Origin of the sequence: Kribbella sp. NPDC048928 (assembly GCF_043197975.1) — a bacterium.
Taxonomy (GTDB): Bacteria; Actinomycetota; Actinomycetes; order Propionibacteriales; family Kribbellaceae; genus Kribbella.
The window spans coordinates 549,999-576,664 of sequence record NZ_JBICUC010000001.1 but is presented as its reverse complement, the minus strand read 5'-3'; the positions used below and the strand labels follow the sequence as shown (position 1 = coordinate 576,664).

Below are 26,666 nucleotides of genomic sequence, written 5' to 3'. Positions count from 1 at the left end.
CAGATCGGGACCCTTGTACGGCCGCCCGGGCCAGCTTGCTCCGTCACTGCTCCGTCAGACGTTGACAATCGACGATCAGCGACGAGTGACGATGAGCCGTAAATCCCCAGGTCAGAAGCCATATTCGCGCACTCTGACCGCACGCGGCGGTGAGCACCACAGAGATCCTCGACATCTTCGAAGGCGGCCGGCAAGGTCAGTAGTTGATCGTTGCCTGGGGCTTGCTGGTGAGGAGCTCGGCTGGTGCTGCGGTCAGAAGGTAGCGATTGGGTTGACGGGGCTGCCTGAGGTGCCGGTGAGGCGGATTGGGGGGACGGTGAGGTGGAAGTCCCATTGTTGGAGTTGGGTCGCGGTTGTTGCGCAGGCTTCGAGGTCGCAGTTGTCGAGCAGCCACAGGCCCATGGCGACGAGGCTGACGGCGTGGACCGGCATGAGTATGTCGGCGTATCCGGACGGCTGGACGTCGGAAGGTGTGTCAGCGCCGATGAGGGCGACTCCGCGTTCGTGCAGCCATGGCAGGCAGGAGGCGTGCCAGCCGGCCTGTTCGATGCCGCCGGCCGGGCCGGACTCGTGCCGGGCGCGGCCGTAGCCGGTTCGCAGGAGTACTGCGTCGCCAGGGCGCACACGCACATCCTGGTGGCGTTCGGCCTCTTCGAGGTCCTCGGGAAAGACGCCTTCACCTGGTTCGAGCCAGGGCACGTCGCGGACCGTCGCGATGTCGAGCAGGACGCCTCGCGTGACGATCCCGTCCGCCGCGGCTGTGACGGCGCCCCACGCTGAACCGGTTGCGGCGTCGACCATGGTGTGTGGTCGGTCGTTGAACAGCTTGCCGTCCCAGAAGATGTGGCAAGGCGAGTCGAGGTGGGTGATTGTGTTGCCGTGGAACAGGATCCCGAGCCGCTCGTTCGAGAAGCCCCAGCGCCGATCGTTGTGGAACGCGGCCGGCATGTGCTCGGCCCCTGGCATCTCAGCGGCGCACGGACACGTCGTGGTTGATCGGTCCATCTCTTCCGGTACGGCGATGTCCCACGCGCACGAAACACTCCTGCCGTGCCGCACGGCCCGCGCTGCCGCCAGCCGTACGTCGTCGGTGATGTAGTTCAGCGTGCCGCGCTCGTCATCTGCACCCCACCGCCCCCAGTTCGACAACGTGTCGAAGTACTCCAGCACGTCGTCTTGCGTCGGTACCGTCATCCCCGTCAACTCCTCCGGCCGCGTGGTTTGAGGCATTGAGCGAGGTTACGGGGTGAGCTGGTCCAGGTGGGCGCCGCGAGTGTCGGCGAAGATGGGGTCGTCGAGGCGGATGCCGGCGGCGTGGCGGGTGCGGAGCGTGGCGATGGACCAGTCGGGAGGTGGAGGAGGCGTTCGCCGGCTTTGGACTTGGTGGCTTTGCGGATGAGGCCTTGGCCTCGTAGCCGCGCGATCGTGTGAGTGATCTCGACGGTCCCGGCTTCAAGGTTGGTCTGGTGCCAGAGGACGGCGAGGGACTCGCCGATGCGGACGCCGGTGGCGAGCATGAACGTGACCAGGTCTGGGAGGTCGGCTTCGATGGTGTCGACTTCGCGGACGGGGTTGATGGAGGTGGCGCCGTAGCGGACGGCGAGTTTCATGGCGCCGGAGATGATGGCGCGGCAGGTTTTGGCGGTGGGGGCGCCGGCGGTGGTTTTGATTTTGGTGAGGGCGGTGTCGATGCGTGGGGTGGTGGCTTCGCCGATGCGGAGTTCGCCGAGGGCGGGACGGATGTGGTTCTTGAGGGCGCGCCGGTAGGTGTCGAGGGAGGTGGGTGAGCGCTTCCCGTCGGCGATCAGTCCTTCGAATCGCTTCTCCCAGAGGTCCAGGAGGTGGTTGATCTTGTGCATTGCTGTCAGCTCACCGGACTGGTTCGTTCTGGCGCGATCCTGGAGTTTCTTCAACAGGTCGCGTTCGGATGCGGTCTTGGTCCGGCCGTACGCCGAGACAGGTCGGACGACGCCGTCGTGGTCGCGGAACTTCGCTTGCGACTTGTACTTGAGCGCCTTGCCGTTGGTGTCGGTCTCGGCGACCAGGCAGAGATCTTGCCCCAGGTTCCGAGTGGCAGCGGTGATCTCGACATCTCATGCCTCCAACCGGGTTGATGGTTGGGGGCTCAACGGTGGGCGGATGCTGAGAGCCGAGATTTCGGCAAGGATGCGAGGCGATGTGATGTGACGCACAGTCACGACAAATCTGAGGTGCCGTGAGGTGGGTGCGAAGGCGAGGCTCGCCGCTCGACGGCCGGCCCGGACAGTAATTGAGTGCGTAAAGAGTGTGCGGCACACATGCAGAAGCCCAGGACACTTGCGTGACCTGGGCTTTTGTGCGCCGCCAGGGACTCGAACCCCGAACCCGCTGATTAAGAGTCAGCTGCTCTGCCAATTGAGCTAGCGGCGCCGGTCTTGCCTTCGAACGAAGAGGATCGTAGCAGGGGGATCGCGGAGATGTGAAATCGGTTAGTGGGTGAGGACGGTCATGGCGGCGTTGTGGCCGCCGAGGCCGGAGACGGCGCCGCCTCGGCGGGCGCCGGAGCCGCAGATCAGGAGGTTCGGGACGTCGGTCTCGGTGCCCCAGCGGCCGGCGTCGGCCGGGTCGGTCGCCCAGGGCCACTGGAGGTCGCCGTGGAAGATGTGGCCGCCGGGCATGCCGACGGATTGCTCGATGTCGTACGGGGTCTTGGCCTCGATGCACAGGTTGCCGTCGGCGTCGCGCGCGATGCAGTCGTCGAGTGGTTCCGCGAGGTGCGACTCGAGTCCGGCCAGCACCCGGCGGGTGGCTTCGGCGCGGACCGAGTCGTTGTCGGAGGCAAACAAACGGGCGGGGAAGTGGACGCCGAAGACGGTCAGGGTGTGGTAGCCGGCGGCAACGAGTTCGGGGGAGAGGATCGACGGGTCGGTCAGCGAGTGGCAGTACACCTCGGACGGCGGTACGGCAGGCAGTTCGCCACCGGCCGCGGAACGGTACGCCGTCTCCAACTGGCTGTAGTCCTCGTCGATGTGGAACGTGCCGGCGAACGCTCGCGCCGGGTCGTCGCCGGACTTGAGCGCCGGGAGCCGGTTCAGCAGCAGGTTGATCTTCAGCTGCGAACCCTCCGGCTTCTCGACGCCGGTCTGACCACGCAGCGCGGCCAGTGTGGCCGGTGCGACGTTCGAGAGCACCCAGGTGCAGTCGACGGACCTCTCGCCGTCACCGCCGAGCCACGTGACCGATCCGCGGTTCCCGTCGACCTCGACAGACGTCACGGCCGCGTCGGTGACCATCGTCGCGCCCGCACGTCGCGCGGCCGCGGCCAGTGCGTCGGTGACCGCGCCCATGCCGCCGACCGGCACCCGCCACTCACCGGTGCCGTTGCCGATCAGGTGGTACAGGAAGCACCTGTTCTGGATCAGGGACTCGTCGTGCAGCCCCGCGAACGTTCCGATGACGGAGTCCGTCGCCACGACGCCACGTACGGTGTCGTCGGCGAACCGGCGCTCGATGCTCTCTCCAAGTGGTCGCTCGACCAGCTCGTCCCACAGCGCGCTGTCTACTCGTGACCGGAGCGCAGCCGCCGGCTGGAGCGGCTCGAGCAGTGTGGGCGCCACGGTGGCCGCTAGCGATCCCACAGCTCCGTAGAAGTCGGTCCAGGCCTCGTACTCCGTGTCGCTGCCGGTGAGGGCCTTGAACGACTCCCTGGTCCCGGTGGCCTCCGGACGCTCGACCAGGAGGCCAACGTCGCGCCCACCGCGCCGTACCGGGGTGTACGACGCCACGCCGCGCGAACGGAGGTCCAGAGTCAGCCCGAGGTCCGCGACGATCTTGTCGGGCAGCAGGCTGACCAGGTACGAGTAGCGCGACAGCCGCGCGTCCACGCCCCGGAACACGCGCTCGCTGACCGCTGCGCCGCCGGTGTGTGCCTGCTGCTCCACGATGAGGGTGGAGAGCCCGGACTGCGCCAGGTAGGTGGCAGCAACGAGCCCGTTGTGCCCACCGCCGACAATGACGACGTCGTAGAAGTCCTTCATCCCACCGGCCAATCGAGCTTGTGATGAGCGGCGTCCCAGAACATCCATTCGTACCGGCACGTCGTGGCGAAGTGCTGGTGACAACGTTCCCGCTCCGCAGCGCCGACGTCCAGTGTGTCGGTGACCGCAAGGACCTCCTCGACGACGGCGTCGAACTCCTCCGAGCCGTACGTCGCGATCCACTGCGCGTACACCGGATCCGGCGACGAGCGCTTGAGCAGCTCCCGCCCCACATCGCGGTAGATCCAGTAGCAGGGCAGTACGGCAGACACGGCCTCGGCGTACGTTCCTGTGGCGCACACAGCCGTCAGATAGGACATGTACGCCGTTGTGGTCGGACCGGATCCAGCTGCGTCCACATCAGTCGCGGTGAGCCCCAGCGATCCGAGCAGCGACGTGTGCAGCTCCCGCTCGACAGCGATCGCGTTCGCGGCATGCAGCGCGAACATGCTGACCGCGTCCTCGTCGGGCGCCCGTCCCGCGACCAGGCTGAGCGCCCGGGAGTACGCGCGGAGGTAGTGGCTGTCCTGGACGATGAAATACCGGAACGCGTCGTGATCGAGGGTCCCGTCGGTGAGCCCGGTGATGAACGGGTGCCTGACAATCTCCTCGTACACGGAGGCCGCCCCGCGCTCCCACAGCTCGCTGGAAAACGTCATCCCCACTCCTCGCCGTCGACTGGCACCGACCTTATCCACAGGGCGCGCACCGAGCACGAGACGCAGGTCACGTCCGGGCCCTACTCTGAGACATGGGAGCAGACGAGGGGATGCCGCCGGAGACGCCGCTGCTGCGGCAGATCCGCGCGTCGGTGATCGGTGACGACCAGGTGATGCCCGGGCCGTACGGACCGCGGCGGGTGACGTACGCCGACTACACCGCCTCCGGCCGCGCGCTGACGTTCCTGGAGGACTTCATCCGCGAGGAGGTCCTGCCGCGGTACGCGAACACGCACACCGAGTCGAGCGGGACCGGCCTGCAGACGACCCGCCTGCGCGAGGACGCTCGCCGGATCATCCACAACAGCGTCGGCGGTGACGACGAGACCGCCGTGATCTTCTGCGGCTCCGGTGCCACCGGGGCGATCGACAAGCTGATCGGGATCATGGGGCTGCGGATCCCGGCCGAGCTCGACGACACGTACCACCTGACCGACCAGATCCCGCCGGAGCGCCGGCCTGTCGTCTTCATCGGCCCGTACGAGCACCACTCGAACGAGCTGCCCTGGCGCGAGTCGATTGCCGACGTGGTGCTGATCAGCCAGGACGCGGACGGCCACATCGACATCGACCAGCTGGAGTCGCGCCTGCAGCAGTACGCGGACCGCCCGCTGAAGATCGGCTCGTTCTCGGCGGCGAGCAACGTCACGGGCATCGTCAGCAACACGCAGCGGGTGTCCGCGCTGCTGCACCGGTACGGCGCCCTCTCGTTCTGGGACTGCGCCGCTGCCGCGCCGTACGTCGAGATCGACATGTACGGCGGCCGCGACCAGGACCCGCTGGCCTACAAGGACGCGATCTTCCTCAGCCCGCACAAGCTGATCGGCGGCCCGGGCACTCCGGGCGTACTGGTCGCACGCCGCGAGCTGCTCCGGAACCGGGTCCCCGACGTACCGGGCGGAGGGACGGTCGCGTACGTCAACCCGCTGGAACACCGGTACCTCGAGGACCCGGTGCATCGCGAGGAGGGCGGGACGCCGGCGATCATCGGATCGATCCGGGCCGGTCTGGCGTTCCAGCTCAAGAAGGCGGTCGGGATCGACGTGATCCGCGCTCACGAGGATGCGTACCTGCGGCGCGCGGTCGAGGCGTGGAAGGACGAGCCGAACCTGCAGATCCTCGGCAACCTGGACGCCGAGCGGCTGTCGATCGTCTCGTTCGTCGTGAAGGCGCCGTCCGGCCGGTACCTGCACCACAACTTCGTCGTCGCGCTGCTGAACGACCTGTTCGGCATCCAGTCCCGCGGCGGCTGCTCCTGTGCGGGCCCGTACGGTCACACGCTGCTCGGGATCGACCTCGCCCGGTCGCACGAGTTCGAGCAGGAGATCGTGCACGGCTGCGAGGGGATCAAACCGGGCTGGGTACGGGTCAACTTCAACTACTTCATCTCGGAGGCGGTGTTCGCGTACGTCGTCGAGGCCGTGAAGCTCCTCGCCCGGGACGGCTGGCGGCTGCTCGGCGACTACAGGTTCGACCCGGCAAACGGTCTGTGGCGGCATCACCGCGGCCCGGTCGAGCCGCCGCTGCGACTCTCCCAGGTCGGGTACGACGCCGACGGCCGGCTCAGGTACCCACGGCACGACCACACGGCACCCGAGTCAGCACTCGACGACTACCTGGCCGAGGCCCGCGACCTGCTGGCCACCTGCGATCAGGACCGCATCGACCCCGAGGGCCACGTCAACACCGGCTTCGACCACCTCCGCTGGTTCGAACTCCCTTCTCGCTGCCTGGTCCGCGACTAGCGCGCTCCGGCAGTACGCAGGATCTTCGCGATCTCGTCATACCCGCTGGACTGGGCGTGTTGGAGTGGTGTGACGCCGTCCTTGTCGGCGAGTCCGGGGTCGGCGCCGGCGTCGACGAGGATCTGGACGATGTCCTGCCACGGCTTCGTGCCTTTGCCGAGGATGATGGCCTCGAGCAGCGCGGTCCAGCCGAGGTCGTTGACGTAGTTGAGGTTGATGTCGGTCTTGACGACCCGCCGGACGTAGTCGACGTGACCACGCTCGCTGGCCGGGATCACGGAGATGCCGCCGAACCTGTTCCGCAGCGCGAGGTCAGGGTCTGCGGGGAGGAGCGTCTCCAGCATCGCGACGCTCCCGGTGACCCCTGTGACGAGCCACGCGGAGTCCTTCCGGTCGTCCTGGATGTCGGGGTCTGCGCCGAGCCGGACAAGTAGTCGCGCGACATCGACCCGATCGTTGAGCGAGGCGAGCAGCAGCGGCGTACGACGGTGGTCGTCGCGGGACTCGAGCTTGGCGCCGGCAGCCAGCGCCGCAGCCGCTTTGTTGGCATCACCAGCGGTTGCTGCGCTCAGCAGGTCGCCTCGGTCGGCTCGAGCGTCCAGTGCCGCACTCACTGCCTTCTGGCCGCGGTCGTGCGCAGCCTGCATCGGTGTGGTGCCGTCGTCGACCGCGGGTCTGTTCCGGTCGGCGCCGGCGGCGATCAGCAGCCGCACGGTGTCGACGTACTCCGGGGTTCCCCTGCCGAGCAGCACTGCCTCGTGCAGCGCGGTCCACCCGAGGTTGTTGACGTGATTGACCGCCACGCCGGCCTGGAGCAGTCGACCGACGACCGCGGCGTGGCCACGCTCGGCGGCGCGGATCAGCGCCGTTCCGTGGTAGCTGTCGAGGCTGCGGACGTCGGCGCCGTGCGCGAGCGTCAGGTCGAGGAGCTCCACGTAGCCCTCGCTCGCGGCGATCAGGAACGCGCTCTGGACGGTGTCGTCGACCGCGTTGACGTTCGCACCCGCGGTGATCAGGCGCTTCGCCTCCGCCACCTCGTTCTTCCACGCGGCGGCGATCAGTTGACTGTCGAGTGTGGACGGCACGGACACGCTCCTGGACGGGCCTGATGGGGGACTACTGCTGGTCTCAGTGGAACACGCCGTGGTCACCACCATCAGCAGAACGGCAACCACAGCGATCGGACGCCGGCTCATCGGCGCGGGTTGAGCGTGATGACCTGGTACGGCGGGGCCGCGGTGGCCTCGTCGAACTTGCTGTCCACCGCCAGCAAGCGTCCCTGCGCGAGCTTCGCAGTCGTCAGGACCCGGTCCGGATCGGTCGGCGTCGCAGAGACCAGCCGTGCGGTGCGGCCGTCGGCCGACAGCCGCAGTTTGGTCAGCACCTTGGAGAAGTTGCGCACGACCCACAGCTTGCTGCCATGCTGCACCAGCCCGTCGGCGTTCACCAGATCGGCGCCGGCGGTGTCGATCGCGGTGGCCTGCGCGGTCCGCAGGTCGAACCTCCACAGGTTGCCGACGTTGCCCTGGGCCACGACCAGCGCCCGGCGATCCGGTGACAGCACGATCCCGCCGAGGTTGAAGCCGGTTGCCGTCTCGATGGTCCCGGTCGCGTCGGCCCAGGTCGTGACGGTCCACCGGCCGTGGTCCGCGGAGACCCGGAAGATCTGCGGAGCGTTCGAGTTCGTGAAGTAGGCCGCGCCGTCCGGCCCGATGACGATGTCGTTCAAGAACGAGTTCGGTACGCCGGTGCGCAGTGCGGCGAGCAGCCGTCCGTCGCGGTCGTAGACCCACAGGTCCGGCGCGCCCGGGTGGTCGATCCCGTTCGGCCCGCCGGCGACGTACACCCGGCCGTGGGAGTCGACGGTGATGCCGCGGGCGGTCCAGCGGCCGTCGACGCCGTCGCCCTGCAGCCACTCGACGGCCGCGCCGGAGTGGAGCCGGCCGCGGTGGATCTCGCCGCCGGTGGTCTCGGACACGTAATAGTTCGCGGTACGCGCGTCGTACCCGATGCCTTCGAACCTCGAGCCGCCGGCGTCACCGGGCAGCTCGTACGTGGCCGGCCGGGCGGCGAAGGCAGTCGAGGCGCCGGCACCGAGCAGGGTGGCGGAGAGCGCGAGAGTGGCGGAGAGCGCGAGAGTGGCGGAGAGCGAACGGACAGACATCTGAGCCCCTGAACGGTCGGTGGATTTCGAGCTGCCTCCAGCCTCCGTCCGCCGGGCGCTCCGTACGACGGGTGTTCGGCCACCAATCGATAGCCGAACGGATGATTCGGAACCAGGCCCAGGCGGCCTACGATCAACTGAACATGTCTACTGCGCACACCCCGTCGATCCTCAGCCACGCGACCCGGCTGGTGACCGCACTGCACGCGGCGCTGGTGGTCCTCGTGCTGGCGTCGGCAATCCGGTACCTCACCGGTCACGGGTTCGACGACCGCGGCCCGTGGGTGCTGCTCGGTGCAGTGGTCCTGCTCGCGACGTACGCCGCCTACCGGGTGCTGCCCAGTCGGGTCTGGCTGGCGTTGCTGGTCGTGGAGTGGTGCGTGCTGGTGTTCCTGGCGCCCTCGTTCGCCTGGTGCGCGGTGCCGCTGTCTTTCGTTGCCCTGCGCATCCTGTCGTTCCGGCCGGCTTGTCTGGTCGTTGCCGGCATGGTGGTGGTCACCGTGGTGCAGTGGACCCGCATGAGCGACCGGCTGGACCCGACGATCGTGCTGGGACCCGTCTGCATCGCAGTGCTTGCCGTTGGGGCCTACCGGGCGCTGGAGCGGGACGCACTGGCCAGACAGGTCTTGCTGGACGAGTTGCACGCAGCACAGGGCGACTTGGCGGACGCGCAGCATCAGGCGGGTGTGATAGCCGAGCGCGCCCGGCTGTCCCGAGAGATTCACGACAGCGTGGCGCAGGGCCTGTCCAGCATCAACCTGCTGCTACAGGCTGCCGAGCGCGAGTGGGACGACAAGCCTGCTGCTGCACGCGATCACGCAGCACAAGCAGCAGCCACTGCCCGCGACGGTCTTGACGAGGCCCGGAGAGTCGTACGCGACCTGGCACCCGCCGAGCTGGCCGCTGGTCTACCGGACGCGCTACGCAAGACCTGCGAACGTTTGACAGCCCACAGCGACCTCAACGTCCGTGTGCAAGTACACGGCACGCCGGTGACCCTGGACTCCGAGGTGGAGACAGCACTGCTCCGGACAGCACGCGGTGCGCTCGCCAATGTGCTCGAGCACGCGCACGCCGAGGCAGCTTTTGTGACCCTCACCTACCAACCGGATGCGGTGGTTCTCGACGTTGTGGATAACGGAACGGGCCTCTCGCGATCTCGTGCCAAGATCGATGCCGACCGCGGCCATGGACTGGCCGGAATTCGTGAACGGCTGAGACAACTTGGAGGAACGCTGGTGCTGGAAAGTGAATCGGGGGACGGGACGGCGCTGGCCGCGTCGATCCCGCTGCCGCCGGAGCGCGGATGATCCGGGTGGCGCTGGTCGATGACCATCCCGTGGTGCGCGCCGGTCTTCGGGCGCTGCTCGAGGGGCAGGATGATCTGAGTGTCGTCGGCGAGGCATCCGACGCGCACAGCGCGGAGCAACTGGTCGCGGCCCTGCACCCCGACGTCGTGCTGATGGACCTGAACCTCGGCGCCGGTCCCGGCGGGGCCGAGGTGACCGCGCAGCTGCGCGCGCTGCCCGAGCCGCCTTACGTGCTCGTCCTGACGACATACGACACCGAGGCCGATATCAAGAGCGCGATCGATGCCGGCGCCTCGGGCTACCTGCTGAAGGACGCTCCGCCGGAGGATCTCTTCCGGGCGATCCGTGGCACCGCGCGTGGAGAGACCGTGCTCGCGCCCGCAGTCGCCGCCCGGTTGTTACGGCGCACCGGGCCGATGCTGACCGAGCGCGAGGTGGAGATCCTCGGCCTGCTCGCCACCGGCAGTTCGAACCGCGAACTGGCCAAGAGGCTGTACGTCAGCGAGGCGACGATCAAGTCGCACCTCGCGCACATCTACTCGAAGCTGGAGGTGGACACCAGAGCGGCCGCAGTGGCACGCGCGATCGAGCAACGCATCATCCGGGCGGTCAGCTGAGTATGGTCTGAGGGTGAGCAGTTCGGAGGAGGACACGGCCGGTGGCGAGAGCCTCCTGACCGTGCTGGTGGCGCTGACCGCGAACCTGTTGATCGCGATCGCCAAGACGATCGTGTCGGTGATCACCGGATCCGCCTCGATGACGGCGGAGGCGGCGCACTCGTGGGCCGACACCGGCAACGAGGTGTTCCTGCTGGTCGGGGAGCGGCGGGGACGCAGGCCGGCCGACCGGGCGCACCCGCTCGGCTACGGCCGCGTCGGGTACGTCTGGTCGATGTTCGCGGCGTTCGGCCTGTTCACGGTCGGTGCTGCCGTGTCGGTGTGGCACGGGGTCCAGGCCTTGCAGCACGGCGAGGCGGAGGGCACGTCGTACGGCTGGGCGTACGCCGTGCTCGGCGTCTCGTTCGTGCTCGAGGGGATCTCGTTCCTGCAGGCGTTGCGGCAGACCAAGGCCGGTGCGCTGGAGCGGATGTTGCGGCCGTGGCGGTACGTTCGGCTCACCTCCAACCCAGTACTGCGGGCGGTGTTCGTCGAGGACCTGTCGGCGCTGATCGGGATCCTGATCGCGACGTTGGCGATCCTGATGCATCAGATCACCGGCAACGCGGCGTGGGACGCGATCGGGTCGATCGTTGTCGGCATCCTGCTCGGTGCGGTGGCGCTGTTCCTGATCAGCCGGAACATGGACTTCCTGACCGGTGAGGCGGTCACGCCGCTCGCCCAGAACCGGGTGCTGCGGGCGCTGCTCGAGCACCAGGACATCGAGCGGATCACGTTCCTGCACATGGAATGGGTGGGCGCCGACCGGATCTTCCTGGTCGCTGCGGTCGATGTCACCGGCAACGATGTCGAGTCCGAGGTCGCCGCCCGGCTGTACGCGATCGAGGACGCGCTGAACGCCCGGCCGGAGATCCAGCAGGCGATCCTCACCCTGTCCCGCCCGGGCGACCCGACGGACCTCCAGCCGGGCGAGTTGCCACGCTGGTACGTCGAGCCGCCTGTCTAGCGCACGGCAGTCTCTCCGGGACCCGGGTGTACGCTCCCGCCCGTGGAGCCCGTACACGTTGCCATCGGGGCCCTGGCGGCCCTGCTGCCGATCACGAACCCGGTCGGCGCGCTGGCCACCTTTGCCGGTCTGACGGACGGTGTCGAACGCGCCGCGATGAAACGCCAGGCGGTGATGACGGGCGTCTACGTGCTCGGCATCCTGACGGTGTTCGCGCTGCTCGGCACGCTCGTACTGGAAGGCCTGGGCATCGGGTTGCCCGCACTGCAGATCGCGGGTGGCCTGGTGGTCGGTCACTCCGGCTTCGGGATGATCGTGTCGCGGCAGACGCTGACCGACGACGAGAAGACGCACGGCGTCACGAAGGCGGACGTCTCGTTCTCGCCGATGGCGCTGCCGCTGGTCGCCGGACCTGGCGCGATCGGCGTGGTCATCGCTCTGACCGCTCGGCACCCGGGGGTTCTCAACCGGGTCAGCGTGATCGTCGCGGTGGCTGTCGTCGCCGCGTTGGTCGCGGTGCTCCTGCGGTTCGGTACGCCGCTGGTCGACAAGCTCGGCCCGACAGGGCTCGGCGCGCTGAGTCGGATCATCGGCTTCCTGACGCTGGCCATCGGCGTCGAGCTCGTGACGCACGGCGTCCTCGCGGCGAAGTAGGGCCCGGCGCCCACCTGAGCGCCGGGCCTTCGAGCTACTTGCTGATCTTCGCCACCGGGAACTTCCAGGTGGTGCTCTTGGCCAGCGTGGTCAGCTGGGCGACGGTGAGCACCGGCTTGGCGAGGGTGTGGCGTTCGCCCTTCTCGGCCGGCCCGTTGAAGCTGATGATGCTGATGGTCCGGCCGTTGGGGTGGTACAGCTCGACGCTGTTGCTGAGTACGCCCTCCTTGGCCTGCCGGCTGTCCGAGTACTCCGGCTGGTTCTTCAGCGTACGGATAACCGAGCCGTCCGGCAGCGTCGTGCAGCCGAGGTGGCCGCCACTGCACGGGTTGTGGACGTCGCCGGAGCTCAGCGCGACGCTGACGTAGCCGCCGCCCTTGCCGTCGTCGACCACGATTCCCGCACCGGCGAAGTTGTCGGAGTCACCCCAGGTCTGGGGCGCCGACAGTTGCCGACCGGGGGCCTTGAGCAACGTACGGAGCGTGCTGAGCGTCTGCTTCTGCGCAGCAAGGCTGCCGGCGCTGCCGCCGGACGTCGGCTTGGTGGAAGGCTTCCCCGACGACTTGCCCGAGGGACCGGTCGACGGCTTGATCGATGGTTTGGCCGACGCGTTGACCGACGGCTTGGCGGCCGGCAGTCCGGCAGCCGCCGAGTCGGCGGGGGAGCCGATGAGCTGGATGCCGCCGGCGATCAAGCCCGCGGTGGCCAGTACGGCGCCGGTCCCGGTCGCGGCGAGCAGTGTCGTACGGCGGCGGCGATGCCGGACGCCCTGCGCGACGGACCGTTCCAGCAGGTCGGGTGTAACGGGCTCGAGGTTCTCGGTGGCCCGGTGCATGAGGTCTTTGAGCTGGGTGTTCATGAGGTTCTCCTGTGTCAGAGCGCGATCAGCTGGTCGGCACCCTCGCCGAGGACCGCGCGAAGGCGCTCCAAGGCCCGGGCGGTGCGAGTGGTGATCGCACTGGTCTTCTTGCCGAGATCGAACGCCACCTGCTCGACGCTGCGATCTTCGAAGAACCGCAGCACCAGCACCGCCCGATCCAGCGGCTCCAACTCACCCAGCGCACTCTGCAACGCCAAGCGCAGCTCCGGATCCCCAGAGCGCTCGGCCACCTCAGGCAGCTCGCCCGTAGGCCGCTCGGACCAGCTCTTCCGCCGCCGCTGCGACACGAACGTCCGCACCATGGCTGTCCGCGCGTAGGCCACCGGATTCTCGATCCGCTGCCAGGCGGCCACCATCTTCGCCAGCGTCTCCTGCACCAGATCCTCGGCATGATGCCGGTCCCCGGTCAGCAACCATGCGGTCCGGTACAGCTGAGATATTCGCGCTCGCGCGAACTCCTCGAAATCGTCGGTAGCACTCATCCGCTGCCTCTCGTAGATGCTTCTACCCCAAGAGACGCACCCACACCCCGATCAGGTCACACCAACCTCAGAACACCTTGGAAAGAACCCAAACGGCAAAGGCCAAGAACCCCACCACAAAGGTCACAACCACCACGACCCCGTACCCGAACCAAGCACTCCCACTCAACTTCACAACCCCATCCTCCCAGACCAAGAACAAGAGAAAGAAGAAGGACGGCGGTACGGGGGAGGGAGAAGCGGACGGGCGGGGAAGAGCGGGAAGACGAAGGGGGACGGAGAAGAGGAAGGCGAAGGGGAACGGGGGAGGGAGAAGAGGAAGGTGGGGGGCGAAGGGGACGGGGAAGGCGGGCCAGCAACCACCAAACCGAACCCACGCGGGTGACCTGACTGCCCAACCCAACCCAGGAGCCGAGCGAAGCGAAGGCCGCCGAGCGCAGCGAAGGCGCGAGGGGGTGCGGGTGGCGGAGCCCCCGCTTGCGGCGAGCGGAGCGAAGCCGCACAAAACGCCGAAGGCGGCACGGCCTGCGCTCTCCGCAGGCACATGCCGCCGCCGAATTCGGGTGAGTGACGGGACTTGAACCCGCGGCCACCTGGACCACAACCAGGTGCTCTACCAGCTGAGCTACACCCACCATTGCCGCCCGTACTGCGACGGCTGAGTAATCATAGCGATGAAGTCTCCGGACCTGAAATCGAGGGTGGATCCGCAGGTCAGAGCGCAGGTCGGGTGCCCGTCAGGCGTCTGCAGGACTGTCCGCGGGAGTCTCCGCGGCGCTGCCTGCGGCGCTGTCTTCGACAGGGGCCGAGACCAGGCTCGCCGCGGCCCGTGCGGTGTTCGAGTCCGGCCCGGGCTGCGGCACGAACACGGTCTGCCGGTAGTACCGCAGCTCGGCGATGCTTTCGGTGATGTCGGCGAGCGCGCGGTGGTTGCCGTTCTTCGCGGGGGTCGCGTAGTAGACCCGCGGGTACCAGCGGCGTACCAGTTCCTTGATGGAGCTGACGTCGACGTTGCGGTAGTGCAGGTGCGACTCGACGCGCGGCATGTCGCGGACCAGGAAGGTGCGGTCGGTGCCGACCGAGTTCCCGGCCAGGGCGGCCTTGCGCGGCTCCTTGACGTACGAGCTGATGAAGTCGAGCACCTGCTGCTCGGCGTCGGTGAGCGGGATGCCGCCGGCGAGCTCGTCGAGCAGCCCGGAGGCGGTGTGCATGTCGCGGACGAAGTCACCCATCTGCTCGAGCGCGCCGTCGGGGGGCGCGATCACCAGATCGATCCCGTCGCCGAGGACGTTCAGTTCGTAGTCGGTGACCAGTACCGCGACCTCGATCAGGGCGTCGTTCTCCAGATCGAGGCCGGTCATCTCGCAGTCGATCCACACCAGCCGGTCATTCATGGGGACCCACCTTACGGCGACCGACCGACAGTACGGCGACGGGCTGCCCTGTCAGCGCGGCGCGTGACCGATGTGGACGCTCCGTACGGACAATGCGGCGAGGTCGGCGCGGTGCCCGAGGAAATACGGCCCTTCGGGGTCCAGCAACTGCTGCCAGACCTCCAGATCCGCTGGAGTCAGCCACTCTTCTTGAGGTACGAGGTGCCCGTGTCCATGACCGGTCCCAGTAAGACGCTCGATCCGCGTCCGGAACCCCTGCACGACGCGGTCCAGCCGCTCCGGAGTCAACGGCACCGGCGTCTCGCTCAGCACGCTCCGCGTGGTCACTTCCGTGAGCCCGGCCCGCGTCAGCGCCTCCGTCCACCCGTACGGCAACGGTACGGATCCGGGTAGCGACTCCCGCATCACCTTGAACCACCGGTCCTGCGCCACGTCCAGCCGCAACTCCAGCCCTGGCTCGCCGATCCCCAGGTCCCAGGGCAGGTGCCGGGCCGGCAGTCCGCCCTCGGCCAGCGCCAACCGTCCGCCCGGCGCAAGCAAGGAGACGAGAGCGTCGATGGCTGCCTGCTGATCGGCCGCATGATGGACCGAGGCGGACGCCCAGATCAGATCCGCCGGCGCAGCGATTGCCTGGCGCAACGGTTCTGCTCCGTCGTCCATCGAGGCCAACTCGCAGCGCACCAGCCCGCCGGTGTGTTCGCGAGCCTGCGCGAGTACGTCAGGGTCCGCGTCGATCGCCACGACGGTCGCACCGGGCCGGGCCTCGGCGAGTGCCTTCGCCATCCCGCCACCGCCACACCCGACGTCCGCGACTACCTTGTCGGTGTCCCGTACGAGCGTGCCGGCCACGGCCGCGTTCCAGTCGGCCTCGCCCGCGGCCGACGCCCGCAGCCGCCCGGCCTCTCCGGCCCAATCGATCTCGATCATGCAGCTCAGTTTGGTACGGAATTGCGACAGAACCCATGCCGAATTGCCGGTCCGGCAAGTCTGGCAAGTCCGGGTTACCGTTGCGCGGGTGATCACCAGCGAACGTCTGACCCTGCTGCCGCTGCGCGTCGAGTACGCCGCACCGATGGCGGTGGTCCTGTCCGATCCGGGCCTGTATGCGTTCACCGGCGGCGAGCCGCCGTCCGTTGAGGTGCTCGAGGCGCGCTACCGCCGCCAACTGGCCGGCCCGGACAGTCCGGACGAGCAGTGGCTGAATTGGGTTGTCCAGTACGAGGACACGCTCATCGGCTATGTCCAGGCAACCGTGACAGCGGGGCAGGCGGAGATCGCCTGGGTGATCGGCGCTGCCTGGCAGGGCCGGGGTTTTGCGAAGGAGGCCGCACAGGGGCTGGTCACCTGGCTACGGGCTCAGAAGATCGACCGGATCATCGCGCACGTACATCCGGATCACACTGCGTCGGCCGCCGTGGCGACCGCGATCGGTCTCGCCCGGACCGACGTGGTCGAGGACGGCGAGAACCTGTGGAGCCTGGCAGACCCGGCCTGAACCGGGCCTGCCGAACTCACAACCGAACCGAGATCAGAGCGGGCGAACGTTCTCCGCCTGCAGGCCCTTCGGGCCCTGAGCGATCTCGAACTCCACGCGCTGGTTCTCGTCCAGGGAGCGGAAGCCCTGGGTCTGAATCGCCGAGTAGTGCACGAACACGTCGGCGCCGCCGTCCTCCTGGGAGATAAAGCCGAAGCCCTTCTCGCCGTTGAACCACTTCACTGTTCCCAAAGCCATGATTTTCTCCTGATACGACAAAACGCCCGGCGGATCACAATCCGCGGGCGCTTCGACACGAACGTGGAACTGCAAAACTGCAACGAGTCAAAACCCTAGCACGCTGGATGAGCCGTCAGCCACCCCTCGCCGCGCCGCACGTCGTATTCGCCTGGTGTTCCCATCCATGTCACCGCGCATCCGGACGTCCCGCACTCACACGCAAACGGGTACGGCGGCACCTCGGCCAGCCCGCGATCGGCCTGCCACAGCCGCCCCTGCCGGCACCCGGCCAGGTTCTCGTACTGGCGCTGTCGGCGCAGCTCGTCACCCGCCTGGAGTCGGGGGAGCGACCCCAGTCCGTCCACGACTCTCTGCACCACATCCGCCCAGTCCGGCGCAGCGGGGACCTCAACAACCACCCGTCCGTACGAGGCTGCCTCCCGGCGCACGCGCTCCGCCAGTATCGCGTCCCGCGCCAGCAGGCTCTCCAGCCGCGCCCGGCCTTCCGGGTCCTCCACTCGTGCCAGCCGCTCCTCCCTGGCGCGACGCGTCTGCTCAGCGTCCGGCAGCAACCACACCGCAGCTGGAACCGAGTCAGCCATCGACGGGAGGAGTTGCGGCCCCTCCACGAGCGCAGGTACGTCGCCGAGGTCCCGTTCGCGTACGTCCTCGGCCACCAGGTCGAGCCGCAGCCGAGCGATGTCCACGAACGCGTCTGCCGCGTACTGCGGTCCCGCGGCCAGGTCCTCGGCCAGCGGCCGGAGTGGTGGCAGCCGGTCCAGGTGTGCGTACGTCCACAGGTCGATCGGGTGCAGCGGCAGGTCACCACGCCGTGCGAGGTCCCGAGCGATCGTCGACTTCCCCGCGCCCGGAGCCCCACCTATCCACGCCATGCCAGGCCACTTCACCGACAAGACACTAAGGCCGTACGTAGGTCACCAACGAAGCTGCACCGGTCTGGACGACCGAGTCGAGTCGCAGGTGGACGGGCTGCTCGGACGGGCCGAACAGCTTGTCGCCGCTGCCGACGATCGAGGGGAGCGTCATCAGCCGGTACTCGTCGACCAGGTCGGCGGCCTGCAGTGCGCGGATCACGCTCAGGCTGCCGGTGACCGCGATCGTCCGTGGCTCGGACCGTACGTACTCCTCCAGCGAGCCCGTCATCAGTGTCGAGTTGGGGAACGCCGACAGGTCGGTCAGCGTGTGCGACGCGACCACCTTGGCCATCTTGTTCATCCGGGTGGAGAACTCGTCGGTGCGGTTCGGCCAGAGCCGGCTGAACAGTTCCCAGGTGGTCCGGCCGAGCAGCAGTACGCCGGTGTCCATCAACTCGCCGAGGCGGAACTTGTCGCCGCCGACCGTCTCGGGACCGTGCCGGAACGCCCAGCCCCCGGCCGGCGTGCCGCCCGAGCCGTCCGGGTCGGTGACGACTCCGTCGATGCTGATGAACGAGGTGGCGATGACGTGGCTCATGGTCCTGCTCCCTTGTCGCTGCGGTTGATGCCAGTACCTACCGCCGGGAGCGCCCGGATTCATCGCTGCGATCGGAAATCTTTTTGGCGAGCGCTTGCCGTGCAATGTGATCTTGACCGCATTCAGGCTCCAGCCTACTGTATGCCGTATACAACTTCTCCGGAAGGCAGGGACCTGATGAGAGTTGCGGTTCTCGGCGCCGGTGCGATCGGTGCGTACGTCGGCGCGGCTCTGCACCGTGGTGGGACAGAGGTGCACCTGGTCGCTCGCGGCCCCCACCTGGAAGCGATCCGGTCGGACGGCGTCACTGTGCTCAGCCCCCGGGGCGACTTCACGGCCCGGACCCCGGCCACCGACGATCCGGCCGCGATCGGCCCGGTCGACTACGTCTTTCTCGGACTCAAGGCGAACTCGTACGCGAACGCCGGCCCGCTGCTCCAGCCGCTGCTGCACGACCGTACGGTCGTCGTCGCAGCGCAGAACGGCATCCCCTGGTGGTACTTCCACGGCCTCGAGGGTCCGTACCGGGGCCGCCGGATCGAATCGGTCGACCCGGGCGGCGCCGTCACCGAGGTGATCGACCTCGACCGCGCGGTCGGCTGTGTCGTCTACTGCTCGACCGAGCTCGAAGGCCCGGGCGTCGTCCGGCACCTCGAGGGCACCCGGTTCTCGATCGGCGAACCGGCCGGCGGGCCGTCCGAGCGCTGCGAACAGTTCAGTACGGCGATGATCGCCGGCGGGCTGAAGTGCCCGGTCGAGGCGGACATCCGCAACGACATCTGGATCAAGCTGCTCGGCAACGCGGCGTTCAACCCGATCAGCGCACTGGCCCGGGCGACGATGGTGGAGATCGCCACGCATCAGGGCACCCGGCAGATGGTCCGGATGATGATGGAGGAGTCGCTGGCGATCGCCGCGGCCCTCGGCTGCCACCCGGAGATCTCCGTGGACAAGCGGCTCGACGGTGCCGAACGCGTCGGCGGGCACAAGACGTCGATGCTGCAGGACCTGGAGAAGGACAAGCCGCTCGAGCTCGACGTGATCCTGGCGGCGGTCGTCGAGCTCGCCGATCTCACCGGCGTGCCGGCGCCCACGCTGCGCGCCGTCCATGCCGTCGCCGACCTGCTGGCCAGCAAGGTCGGCGTGTAAGACGCCCTCTAAGACCAGGTGGGTCCGGCCACAGCGACGTCGGACCCACCTGTTCCATCCCGCCTCGCCGCACCAAGGACGTGTTGACGCAAACATGTCTAGACTCCTGCCACACGGGAGGTAGCGGGGTGGAAGGAACGGTGGGCAGGCGGCGGCGCGGTCCGTCGATGGCCGATGTGGCGCGGCTGGCCGGGGTGTCCGGGCAGACCGTGTCCAGGGTCGCGAACGGGCGGCAGAACGTCGACGCGGCCACCCGCGCCCGGGTCAAGGAAGCCATGCACCAGCTCGGCTATCGCCCCAACGGCGCCGCGCGTGCACTACGCAGCGGCGAGTTCCGCAGCATCGGTGTGATCGTCTTCGAGCTGTCCACCTTCGGTACGACACGCACCCTGGATGCGATCGCCACCGCCGCCACCGCGCGCGGGTACTCGGTCAACCTGATGCCGGTGCTCTCGGTGAACCGTCAAGCGGTCGCGGACGCGTTCACCAGGCTGGGCGAGCAGGCCGTCGACGGCGTCATCATGATGATCGAGGCGCACGTCCTGGACGAGGTCCAGGTACCGGTCGGGCTGCCCGTCGTGATCGTCCACGCCGGCGTGCACTACGACCATCCGGTCGTCGACACCGACCAGCTGCAGGGCGCACGCCTCGCGACGGAACATCTGCTGGAGCTCGGCCACAAGACGGTGTGGCATCTCGGCGGTCCGACGTCGTCGTACGCGGCAAGCCAGCGCCGCCTGTCGTGGGAGCAGACGCTGCGCGATCATGGACGCGACGTACCGCCGTTGCTGCTCGGGGACTGGTCGTCCGCGTCCGGGTACGACGCCGGGTGCCGGCTCGCGGCCGATCCGGACGTCACCGCGATCTTCGTCGCCAACGACCAGATGGCCCTCGGCGTACTGCGCGCGCTGCACGCCCACGGGCGGACGGTGCCGGCCGACGTGAGCGTGGTCGGCTTCGACGACATGGAAGAGGCGGCCCAGTTCTGGCCGCCGCTCACCACGGTCCGTCAGACCTTTACCGACATCGGCCGCCGCAGCGTCGACGCCCTGCTCACCCAGATCCACGCCACCGACCACCAACACACCCCGGTCGCCGTCCCGACCACCCTCGTCATCCGCAACAGCACCGCCGCCCCCTGCACCCGGAACGCCGGCGCCGACAGGTAGCCATCTGCGAGGTTGACCCTCGAGCTGGTGGGTTCGCCGTCAGCATGCACGTGGCCAACCCACCAGCTGAGAGGTTGACCTCTGAGGTGGTGGGTTGTGCGCTGACATACCGGCGCGCCGACCCGCAAGCTCAGAGGTCAACCCCAGCCATGACTGGGGCCCACCTCACTCATGACTGGAGTGTCATCAGGCGTGGCTGTGGGGTGGTCAGGTTGGTTGGGGTGCGGGGGAGAGGGCTGCGCGGAGTAGGTCGGCCGTCTCGGTGGGGGTTTTGCCTACGTGGACGCCGGCGGCTTCCAGGGCCTCTTGTTTTGCGGCCGCGGTTCCGGACGAGCCGGAGACGATCGCGCCGGCGTGACCCATGGTCTTGCCCTCCGGCGCGGTGAAGCCCGCGACGTACCCGACGACCGGCTTGGTCACGTTCTCCTTGATGAACGCGGCCGCCCGCTCCTCGGCGTCGCCACCGATCTCACCGATCATCACGATCGCGTCGGTGTCCGGGTCGTCCTGGAACGCCTGCAGCGCATCGATGTGCGTGGTCCCGATGATCGGGTCGCCACCGATCCCGATCGCCGTCGAGAACCCGAAGTCCCGCAGCTCGTACATCATCTGGTACGTCAGCGTGCCCGACTTCGACACCAGCCCGAGACGTCCCGGTCCCGCGATGTCGGCCGGGATGATGCCCGCGTTGGAACGTTCCGGGCTGATCACACCCGGGCAGTTCGGGCCGATGATCCGCGTGCCCTGCGCCTGTGCGTGCGCGAAGAACGCGGCGGTGTCGTGCACCGGTACACCCTCGGTGATCACCACCACGAGCGGGATGCCTGCGTCGACGGCCTCCACGACGGCGCCGCGCGTGAAGCGTGGTGGCACGAACACGACCGACACGTCCGCATCCGCCGCCCGCACCGCGTCCGCGCACGACCCGTACACCGGGACCGAGCACTTTGCGAAGTCGACGGACTGGCCGCCCTTGCCAGGCGTCACGCCGCCGACCACGGTGGTGCCGGCGGCAAGCATCCGGCTGGTGTGTTTCTGTCCCTCGGATCCGGTCATGCCCTGCACGACGACCCGGCTCTTCTCGGTCAGGAAGATCGCCATCTCACAGTCCCTTCTCTGCGGCCAGCTCGGCGGCGCGGGCCGCGGCGCCGTCCATCGTGTCGACCACGGTCACCAGCGGATGGTTGGCCTGGGCAAGGATCTTGCGGCCCTCGTCGACGTTGTTGCCGTCCAGCCGGACGACCAGCGGCTTGTCGGCCTGGTCACCGAGCAGCGCGAGTGCCTGCACGATGCCGTTCGACACCGCGTCGCACGCGGTGATGCCGCCGAACACGTTCACGAACACACTGCGCACCTGCGGGTCGGACAGGATGATCCCGAGCCCGTTCTTCATCACCTCGGCCGACGCGCCACCGCCGATGTCCAGGAAGTTGGCCGGCTTCACGCCGTACGGCGAACCCGCGTAGGCGACCACGTCCAGCGTGGACATCACGAGTCCCGCGCCGTTGCCGATGATCCCGACCGAACCGTCGAGCTTGACGTAGTTCAGGCCCTTCGCGTGTGCCTCGGCTTCCAACGGATCCGCGGCGTCCTTGTCGTCGAAGGACGCGTGGTCCGGATGCCGGTACGCCGCGTTCTCGTCGAGCGTGACCTTGCCGTCGAGTGCCTCCAGCGATCCGTCGCCGAGCTTCACCAGCGGGTTCACCTCGACGAGCGAGGCGTCCTCGGCGACGAAGACGTCCCACAATCGACGTACGACTTCATCCGCACCCGTTGGGAAACCGGCGGCCGCGACGATCTCCGCGGCCTTCGCGTCGTCGACCCCGACCGCCGGATCGATCGGCACCTTCGCGATCGCGTCCGGGTTCGTGTGGGCGACCTCCTCGATCTCCACGCCGCCCTCGGTGCTCGCGATACAGAGGTACTCGCGGTTCGCGCGGTCGACGAGGAACGAGAAGTAGTACTCGTCGGCGATGTCCGCGGCCGGCGCGAGCAGTACGCGCCGCACCGTATGCCCCTTGATGTCCATCCCGAGAATCTCGCGCGCTCGAGCGACGGCCTCTTCGGGGGTGGCGGCGAGCTTCACGCCGCCCGCCTTGCCGCGACCGCCGGTCTTGACCTGTGCCTTCACCACTACGCGGCCGCCGAGCTCGCGGGCCGCGTCCGCCGCTGCGGCCGGGTCCTCGACCACGCGCCCGAGCGTCACCGGAACGCCGTGCCGCGCGAACAGTTCCTTCGCCTGGTGCTCCAACAAGTCCACGTCAGCCTCCTGAATGTGTAGTGACGACTGTATTCGGTATGCAATCTACGAACAAGTGGCCACCAGGTCTGGACATGGCCTGACAGGCGAGGTACCACAGATCTCATACGGTATGCAGTAGTCACGCGGCATGAGCAGAGTCAGGAGAACTCATGGATCACGTAATGGCTGCGCCCCCGGAGGTACGTGATGTCCGTGATGTGTACGGCCGGCGGTACCGGGTTGGTGAGGATGCGCGTGAGCTGACCGGCCACTCGCGTCGCTGGCAACTCTGGGCCGCCTGGGCGTGCATGGTCGCGATCAGCCCCCTGCAGTACTCGTTCGGCAGCGCCGCTCTCGGCCTCGGGTCCGATCGCGGCTGGGGTGCCGCGCAGACGTTGTGGCTGCTCGCACTCTTCGTCGCCTGCCAGGCGCTGGTCGCGGTTCCGGCCGCGTGGGCTCAGCGCGTACGGCGGACCAGTCCGACGCAATCGGTCGTCGCAGGCGGCGTACTCGCCGCGATCGGTCTCGTCACGCTCGCGCACGTACACAGCTACGCCGTCGTCGTCATCGGGTACGCACTGCTCGGCGGCATCGGCGCGGGGCTCGTGTACGCCGCGTGCATCACGACCTCGGCACGCTGGTTCCCGGAGCGCCGTACCGCGACGATCGGCTTCGTCACCGGCGGATTCGCGGTCGGAGCTGTACCGAGCATCGTCCTGCTCACCGTGCTCGACCACTCGCTCGTCTTCGACCTGACCGCAGCGGTCGCCGTGGTGGTCGTGCTGATCGCGGGCGGTCTGCTGAAGGATCCGCCGCGGCACTGGTGGCCGGCGGACCTCGACGCGCAGGCCTGGGCGATCGACCGCAAGCTGAACCGCAGCATCCCGCACAACGCCCCCGCTGTCCGGCAGTACCGTCCAGGCGAGGCGATGCGGACCGGCGCTCTGCCGCTGATGTGGTTGCTGCTGGCAATCAGTACGGCGCTGTCGCTGTTCGGTATCGCGTTCGTGGCGAGCTTCGCGATAGAGACCGGCCACGGTACGGCAGCCGCCGCGGCCGCCGCCGGAATGCTTGCCGCTGTCAACGGTCTCGGGCGGTCGTCCGCAGGTCATCTGTCTGACCGGTTCGGTCGTCGACGCGTACTGGCTGCCGTCCTGATGATCGAAGGTTTCGCGCAGGTCGGCCTGGTGCTGTCGGGTGCGAGCTGGGTGTTCGCGGTCTGCGCGATGTTCGCCGGCCTCGGCGGCGGTGCGTTCTACGCGATCATGGCCAACCTCGTGCTGGAGTTCTTCGGCGAGAACAGCCTCGTACAGAACCAGGCGATCCTGTACTCCGCCAAGGCGGCCGGCGGGCTCATCGGCATCGGCGTCGCCGCATCGATCATCTCTGTGGCCGGTTACCGTCCGTTGTTCCTCGTGGCCGGACTGCTCGGCGTGCTGACCGCGCTGAGTGTTCGCCTGCTCAAACAACCTGGCAGGCCGGCGCTGCCCGTCCGTCCCCAACTCGGTCGGCCGGTGTCGGGCGAGTGAACGGCTACGGAAGGGTTCCGCGACCGGATCCGTGTGTGATGGAGCTGGTGTCCCGGCTCGCGCGGGAACCCTGGACCGACCGCCCGGCCTGTGTGCACCCCGTGCTGAGCGCGGTTGCCCGCGCGGCCCACGACCACAGCACCTCGGCCGGCCGCCGCGAACTCCTCCCACTCGCGCCGCATTTCCTCAACACCAACCACACCGGGTTCCAGCCGTCCGCGCGTCTCGTCGCGCTCTGTGTCTCGACCGCCTTGACCGGCGGCGAACTGCAGCCCGACGAGGAGCACCGCCTGGGCAGAGCGCACCGAACCGCTCTGCAGCTGCTGGATTCGGACGGCGGAACGGACCAGTGGTGGCTGCGCTTCCGCTGGAGCGAGGCGTTCTACCGCACGTTCGTCGCTATCGAACACGCAGCAGAAGCAGTCGCGGTCACTGCCCGGGTTACAGGTGGTGACCGCGACGTACGTCTGAGAGCGCTGTTGAAGCAGTGTCTCCGCACCCAAGGTGCCGTCCGGACCAGCCCGGCATCATGAGGCGATTCGTCAACACCACAAGGGATTTCAGCTCGGCGAGTGAGCAGTTGTCCTGACCTCTGGACAATCACTGTCGACTGGGTTAAGACTACGACTACACCATACGGTATGCAATCTACATCAAGCCTGACACAGGCCTTTCCGAGGAGTTGACTGCAGATGGCGCAGACAGTGTCGGAGACCCATTCCGTCGCCGAGGTCAAGGAGCCGGAGACCATCTCCGGTGGTCACCTCGTCGCGAAGGCCTTGAAGGCCGAGGGCATCGACGTGATCTTCACGCTCTGTGGCGGTCACATCATCGACATCTATGACGGCTGCGTGGACGAGGGCATCGCAGTGGTGGACGTCCGCCACGAGCAGGTCGCGGCGCACGCGGCCGACGGGTACGCCCGCGTCACCGGCAAGCCCGGCTGCGCGGTCGTCACGGCCGGCCCGGGAACCACCGACGCGGTGACCGGCGTCGCGAACGCCTTCCGCGCGGAGAGCCCGATGCTGCTGATCGGCGGCCAGGGCGCCCTGAACCAGCACAAGATGGGGTCCCTGCAGGACCTGCCGCACGTCGACATGATGACCCCGATCACGAAGTTCGCGGCGACCGTGCCGCACACCGCGCGCGCCGCCGACATGGTGTCGATGGCGTTCCGCGAGTGCTACAACGGGGCCCCGGGCCCGTCGTTCCTGGAGATCCCGCGCGACATCCTCGACAACTCGGTGCCGGTCGAGTCCGCGACCGTTCCGGAGGCCGGCCACTACCGGGCGTCGACGAAGAGCATCGGCGATCCGGCCAGCGTCGAGGCGCTGGCCGATCTGCTCGTCCGGGCCGAGAAGCCCGTCGTACTGCTGGGCACCCAGGTGTGGACGTCCCGCGGCAGCCAGGCGGCCACCGACTTCGTCCGGACGCTGGACATCCCCGCGTTCATGAACGGGTCGGCCCGCGGCACCCTGCCGCCCGGAGACCCGCACCACTTCCACCTCTCCCGCCGGTACGGCTTCAACAACGCAGACCTGATCCTGATCGTCGGTACGCCCTTCGACTTCCGGATGGGGTACGGGCGCCGGCTGCCGCAGAGCGCGACTGTCGTACAGATCGACATGGACTACCGCACCGTCGGGAAGAACCGCGACATCGACCTCGGCCTGGTCGGCGACCCGGGCGCGATCCTCGCCGCCGTCACGCAGGCCGCGTCGGGCCGGCTGCACAAGACCGACCGCAAGGCGTGGTTCGCGGAGCTGCGGGCCGAGGAGGACGCGGCGTACCAGAAGCGGCTGCCGCGGCAGCTGTCCGACGCGAACCCGATCCACCCGCTGCGGCTGGCGCACGAGATCAACGAGTTCCTCACCGAGGACTCGATCTACATCGGCGACGGCGGCGACATCGTCACGTTCTCCGGCGGCGTCGTACAGCCGAAGTCGCCCGGCCACTGGATGGACCCGGGCCCGCTCGGCACCCTCGGCGTCGGCATCCCGTTCGTGCTCGCGGCCAAGTACGCGCGGCCGGACAAGGAGGTCGTCGCGCTCTTCGGTGACGGCGCTTTCTCCTTGACCGGTTGGGATTTCGAGACCCTGGTCCGCTTCAAGCTCCCGTTCGTCGGTGTCGTCGGCAACAACTCCTCGATGAACCAGATCCGCTACGGCCAGGAGGCGAAGTACGGCCACGACCGCGGCCGGATCGGCAACACCCTCGGCGACGTCAAGTACGACGAGTTCGCCCGGATGCTCGGCGGGTACGGCGAGGAGGTCCGCGACCCGAAGGACATCGGGCCGGCCATGCTCCGCGCCCGCGAGTCCGGACTGCCGTCGCTGATCAACGTCTGGGTCGACCCGGACGCGTACGCCCCCGGAACCATGAACCAGACCATGTACAAGTAAG

General features: G+C 68.2%; 26 protein-coding genes and 2 tRNA genes. 11 read left to right on the top strand and 17 right to left on the bottom strand.

Translation table 11 applies throughout. From position 1 onward, the window contains the following. Positions 1-252 precede the first annotated feature (252 nt). The 5 genes from ACGFI6_RS02715 to tenA form a co-directional block, all read right to left on the bottom strand. Entirely contained in the window at positions 253-1,194 is a 942-nt protein-coding gene (locus ACGFI6_RS02715; RefSeq protein ID WP_393114822.1) for a cyclase family protein, read from the bottom strand. 5 nt (positions 1,195-1,199) lie between these two features. After that, positions 1,200-1,859 carry a hypothetical protein gene (locus ACGFI6_RS02710; protein WP_393114821.1) on the bottom strand — a complete coding sequence of 220 codons (660 nt, stop codon included), beginning with the start codon at positions 1,857-1,859 and terminating at the stop codon, positions 1,200-1,202. 477 nt (positions 1,860-2,336) lie between these two features. Next, positions 2,337-2,409, bottom strand: a tRNA-Lys gene (locus ACGFI6_RS02705). A 59-nt stretch (positions 2,410-2,468) separates the two neighbouring features. Beyond that, positions 2,469-4,016 (bottom strand): phytoene desaturase family protein, encoded by a 1,548-nt coding sequence (locus tag ACGFI6_RS02700; RefSeq protein WP_393114819.1) that lies wholly within the window; start codon positions 4,014-4,016, stop codon positions 2,469-2,471. Continuing rightward, positions 4,013-4,675, bottom strand: a complete 663-nt coding sequence (tenA, locus tag ACGFI6_RS02695) for a thiaminase II (RefSeq protein ID WP_393114818.1) — start codon at positions 4,673-4,675, stop codon at positions 4,013-4,015. Before tenA ends, ACGFI6_RS02700 begins: the two co-directional genes overlap by 4 nt. A 92-nt stretch (positions 4,676-4,767) precedes the next feature. Between tenA and ACGFI6_RS02690 the strand changes: the two genes are divergently transcribed. Continuing rightward, on the top strand, positions 4,768-6,480 hold the full coding sequence (locus ACGFI6_RS02690) for an aminotransferase class V-fold PLP-dependent enzyme (RefSeq protein ID WP_393114817.1): 1,713 nt from the start codon (positions 4,768-4,770) through the stop codon (positions 6,478-6,480). On the opposite strand, the gene ACGFI6_RS02685 is transcribed toward ACGFI6_RS02690, so the two are convergent. Next, positions 6,477-7,565 (bottom strand): ankyrin repeat domain-containing protein, encoded by a 1,089-nt coding sequence (locus tag ACGFI6_RS02685; RefSeq protein WP_393114815.1) that lies wholly within the window; start codon positions 7,563-7,565, stop codon positions 6,477-6,479. The two genes, ACGFI6_RS02690 and ACGFI6_RS02685, sit on opposite strands and share 4 nt — an antisense overlap. A gap of 107 nt (positions 7,566-7,672) precedes the next feature. After that, positions 7,673-8,644, bottom strand: a complete 972-nt coding sequence (locus tag ACGFI6_RS02680; RefSeq protein ID WP_393114813.1) for an SMP-30/gluconolactonase/LRE family protein — start codon at positions 8,642-8,644, stop codon at positions 7,673-7,675. 143 nt (positions 8,645-8,787) lie between these two features. On the opposite strand from ACGFI6_RS02680, the gene ACGFI6_RS02675 reads away from it, so the two are divergent. From ACGFI6_RS02675 to ACGFI6_RS02660, 4 genes are read left to right on the top strand one after another with little or no spacing between them, the layout of a single operon-like run. Further along, positions 8,788-9,954, top strand: a complete 1,167-nt coding sequence (locus tag ACGFI6_RS02675; protein ID WP_393114811.1) for a sensor histidine kinase — start codon at positions 8,788-8,790, stop codon at positions 9,952-9,954. Further along, positions 9,951-10,571 (top strand): response regulator, encoded by a 621-nt coding sequence (locus ACGFI6_RS02670; RefSeq protein WP_393114809.1) that lies wholly within the window; start codon positions 9,951-9,953, stop codon positions 10,569-10,571. Before ACGFI6_RS02675 ends, ACGFI6_RS02670 begins: the two co-directional genes overlap by 4 nt. 13 nt (positions 10,572-10,584) lie before the next feature. Beyond that, complete coding sequence (locus ACGFI6_RS02665) at positions 10,585-11,577, top strand: cation diffusion facilitator family transporter (protein ID WP_393114807.1); 993 nt, start codon at positions 10,585-10,587, stop codon at positions 11,575-11,577. Between the two features lie 42 nt (positions 11,578-11,619). Continuing rightward, positions 11,620-12,231, top strand: coding sequence for a MarC family protein (locus ACGFI6_RS02660; RefSeq protein WP_393114805.1), 612 nt, complete (start codon positions 11,620-11,622; stop codon positions 12,229-12,231). Positions 12,232-12,265: 34 nt separating this feature from the next. Here the strand turns inward: ACGFI6_RS02660 and ACGFI6_RS02655 are convergent, their stop codons facing one another. The 5 genes from ACGFI6_RS02655 to ACGFI6_RS02635 form a co-directional block, all read right to left on the bottom strand. Then, positions 12,266-13,090, bottom strand: coding sequence for a hypothetical protein (locus tag ACGFI6_RS02655; protein ID WP_393114802.1), 825 nt, complete (start codon positions 13,088-13,090; stop codon positions 12,266-12,268). A 14-nt stretch (positions 13,091-13,104) separates the two neighbouring features. Beyond that, complete coding sequence (locus ACGFI6_RS02650; protein WP_393114801.1) at positions 13,105-13,593, bottom strand: SigE family RNA polymerase sigma factor; 489 nt, start codon at positions 13,591-13,593, stop codon at positions 13,105-13,107. Between the two features lie 562 nt (positions 13,594-14,155). Further along, positions 14,156-14,228 (bottom strand) — tRNA-His (locus ACGFI6_RS02645). Between the two features lie 102 nt (positions 14,229-14,330). Beyond that, a complete protein-coding gene (gene orn, locus ACGFI6_RS02640; RefSeq protein ID WP_393114799.1) occupies positions 14,331-14,987 on the bottom strand; it encodes an oligoribonuclease in 657 nt (218 codons plus the stop codon). Positions 14,988-15,038: 51 nt separating this feature from the next. Beyond that, a complete protein-coding gene (locus ACGFI6_RS02635; RefSeq protein ID WP_393114796.1) occupies positions 15,039-15,914 on the bottom strand; it encodes a class I SAM-dependent methyltransferase in 876 nt (291 codons plus the stop codon). Between the two features lie 88 nt (positions 15,915-16,002). On the opposite strand from ACGFI6_RS02635, the gene ACGFI6_RS02630 reads away from it, so the two are divergent. Next, the gene (locus ACGFI6_RS02630) at positions 16,003-16,482 is read left to right on the top strand and encodes a GNAT family N-acetyltransferase (protein WP_393114794.1); all 480 of its coding nucleotides are present in this window, start codon (positions 16,003-16,005) and stop codon (positions 16,480-16,482) included. A gap of 33 nt (positions 16,483-16,515) precedes the next feature. On the opposite strand, the gene ACGFI6_RS02625 is transcribed toward ACGFI6_RS02630, so the two are convergent. The 3 genes from ACGFI6_RS02625 to ACGFI6_RS02615 all read right to left on the bottom strand — a co-directional run bounded on the left by ACGFI6_RS02625 (position 16,516) and on the right by ACGFI6_RS02615 (position 18,174). After that, the gene (locus tag ACGFI6_RS02625) at positions 16,516-16,719 is read right to left on the bottom strand and encodes a cold-shock protein (RefSeq protein ID WP_184835013.1); all 204 of its coding nucleotides are present in this window, start codon (positions 16,717-16,719) and stop codon (positions 16,516-16,518) included. A 95-nt stretch (positions 16,720-16,814) separates the two neighbouring features. After that, positions 16,815-17,609: a hypothetical protein gene (locus ACGFI6_RS02620; protein ID WP_393114792.1), complete on the bottom strand. Its 795-nt coding sequence runs from the start codon at positions 17,607-17,609 to the stop codon at positions 16,815-16,817. A 10-nt stretch (positions 17,610-17,619) separates the two neighbouring features. After that, positions 17,620-18,174, bottom strand: a complete 555-nt coding sequence (locus ACGFI6_RS02615) for a dihydrofolate reductase family protein (protein ID WP_393114791.1) — start codon at positions 18,172-18,174, stop codon at positions 17,620-17,622. A 177-nt stretch (positions 18,175-18,351) separates the two neighbouring features. On the opposite strand from ACGFI6_RS02615, the gene ACGFI6_RS02610 reads away from it, so the two are divergent. Next, positions 18,352-19,323 carry a 2-dehydropantoate 2-reductase gene (locus tag ACGFI6_RS02610; protein WP_393114789.1) on the top strand — a complete coding sequence of 324 codons (972 nt, stop codon included), beginning with the start codon at positions 18,352-18,354 and terminating at the stop codon, positions 19,321-19,323. 128 nt (positions 19,324-19,451) lie between these two features. Further along, positions 19,452-20,492 (top strand): LacI family DNA-binding transcriptional regulator, encoded by a 1,041-nt coding sequence (locus ACGFI6_RS02605; protein ID WP_393114786.1) that lies wholly within the window; start codon positions 19,452-19,454, stop codon positions 20,490-20,492. 207 nt (positions 20,493-20,699) lie between these two features. Here the strand turns inward: ACGFI6_RS02605 and sucD are convergent, their stop codons facing one another. Together sucD and sucC are read right to left on the bottom strand one after the other, a co-directional pair. After that, positions 20,700-21,593, bottom strand: coding sequence for a succinate--CoA ligase subunit alpha (gene sucD / locus ACGFI6_RS02600; RefSeq protein ID WP_393114784.1), 894 nt, complete (start codon positions 21,591-21,593; stop codon positions 20,700-20,702). 1 nt (position 21,594) lies between these two features. Beyond that, the gene (sucC, locus tag ACGFI6_RS02595) at positions 21,595-22,752 is read right to left on the bottom strand and encodes an ADP-forming succinate--CoA ligase subunit beta (protein ID WP_393114782.1); all 1,158 of its coding nucleotides are present in this window, start codon (positions 22,750-22,752) and stop codon (positions 21,595-21,597) included. 164 nt (positions 22,753-22,916) lie between these two features. On the opposite strand from sucC, the gene ACGFI6_RS02590 reads away from it, so the two are divergent. The 3 genes from ACGFI6_RS02590 (at position 22,917) to ACGFI6_RS02580 (ending at position 26,665) form a co-directional block, all read left to right on the top strand. After that, on the top strand, positions 22,917-24,263 hold the full coding sequence (locus ACGFI6_RS02590) for an OFA family MFS transporter (RefSeq protein WP_393114780.1): 1,347 nt from the start codon (positions 22,917-22,919) through the stop codon (positions 24,261-24,263). A 35-nt stretch (positions 24,264-24,298) separates the two neighbouring features. Beyond that, positions 24,299-24,796, top strand: coding sequence for a hypothetical protein (locus tag ACGFI6_RS02585; protein WP_393114777.1), 498 nt, complete (start codon positions 24,299-24,301; stop codon positions 24,794-24,796). Between the two features lie 159 nt (positions 24,797-24,955). Next, positions 24,956-26,665 carry a thiamine pyrophosphate-binding protein gene (locus ACGFI6_RS02580; protein WP_393114776.1) on the top strand — a complete coding sequence of 570 codons (1,710 nt, stop codon included), beginning with the start codon at positions 24,956-24,958 and terminating at the stop codon, positions 26,663-26,665. Position 26,666: the final 1 nt, after the last annotated feature.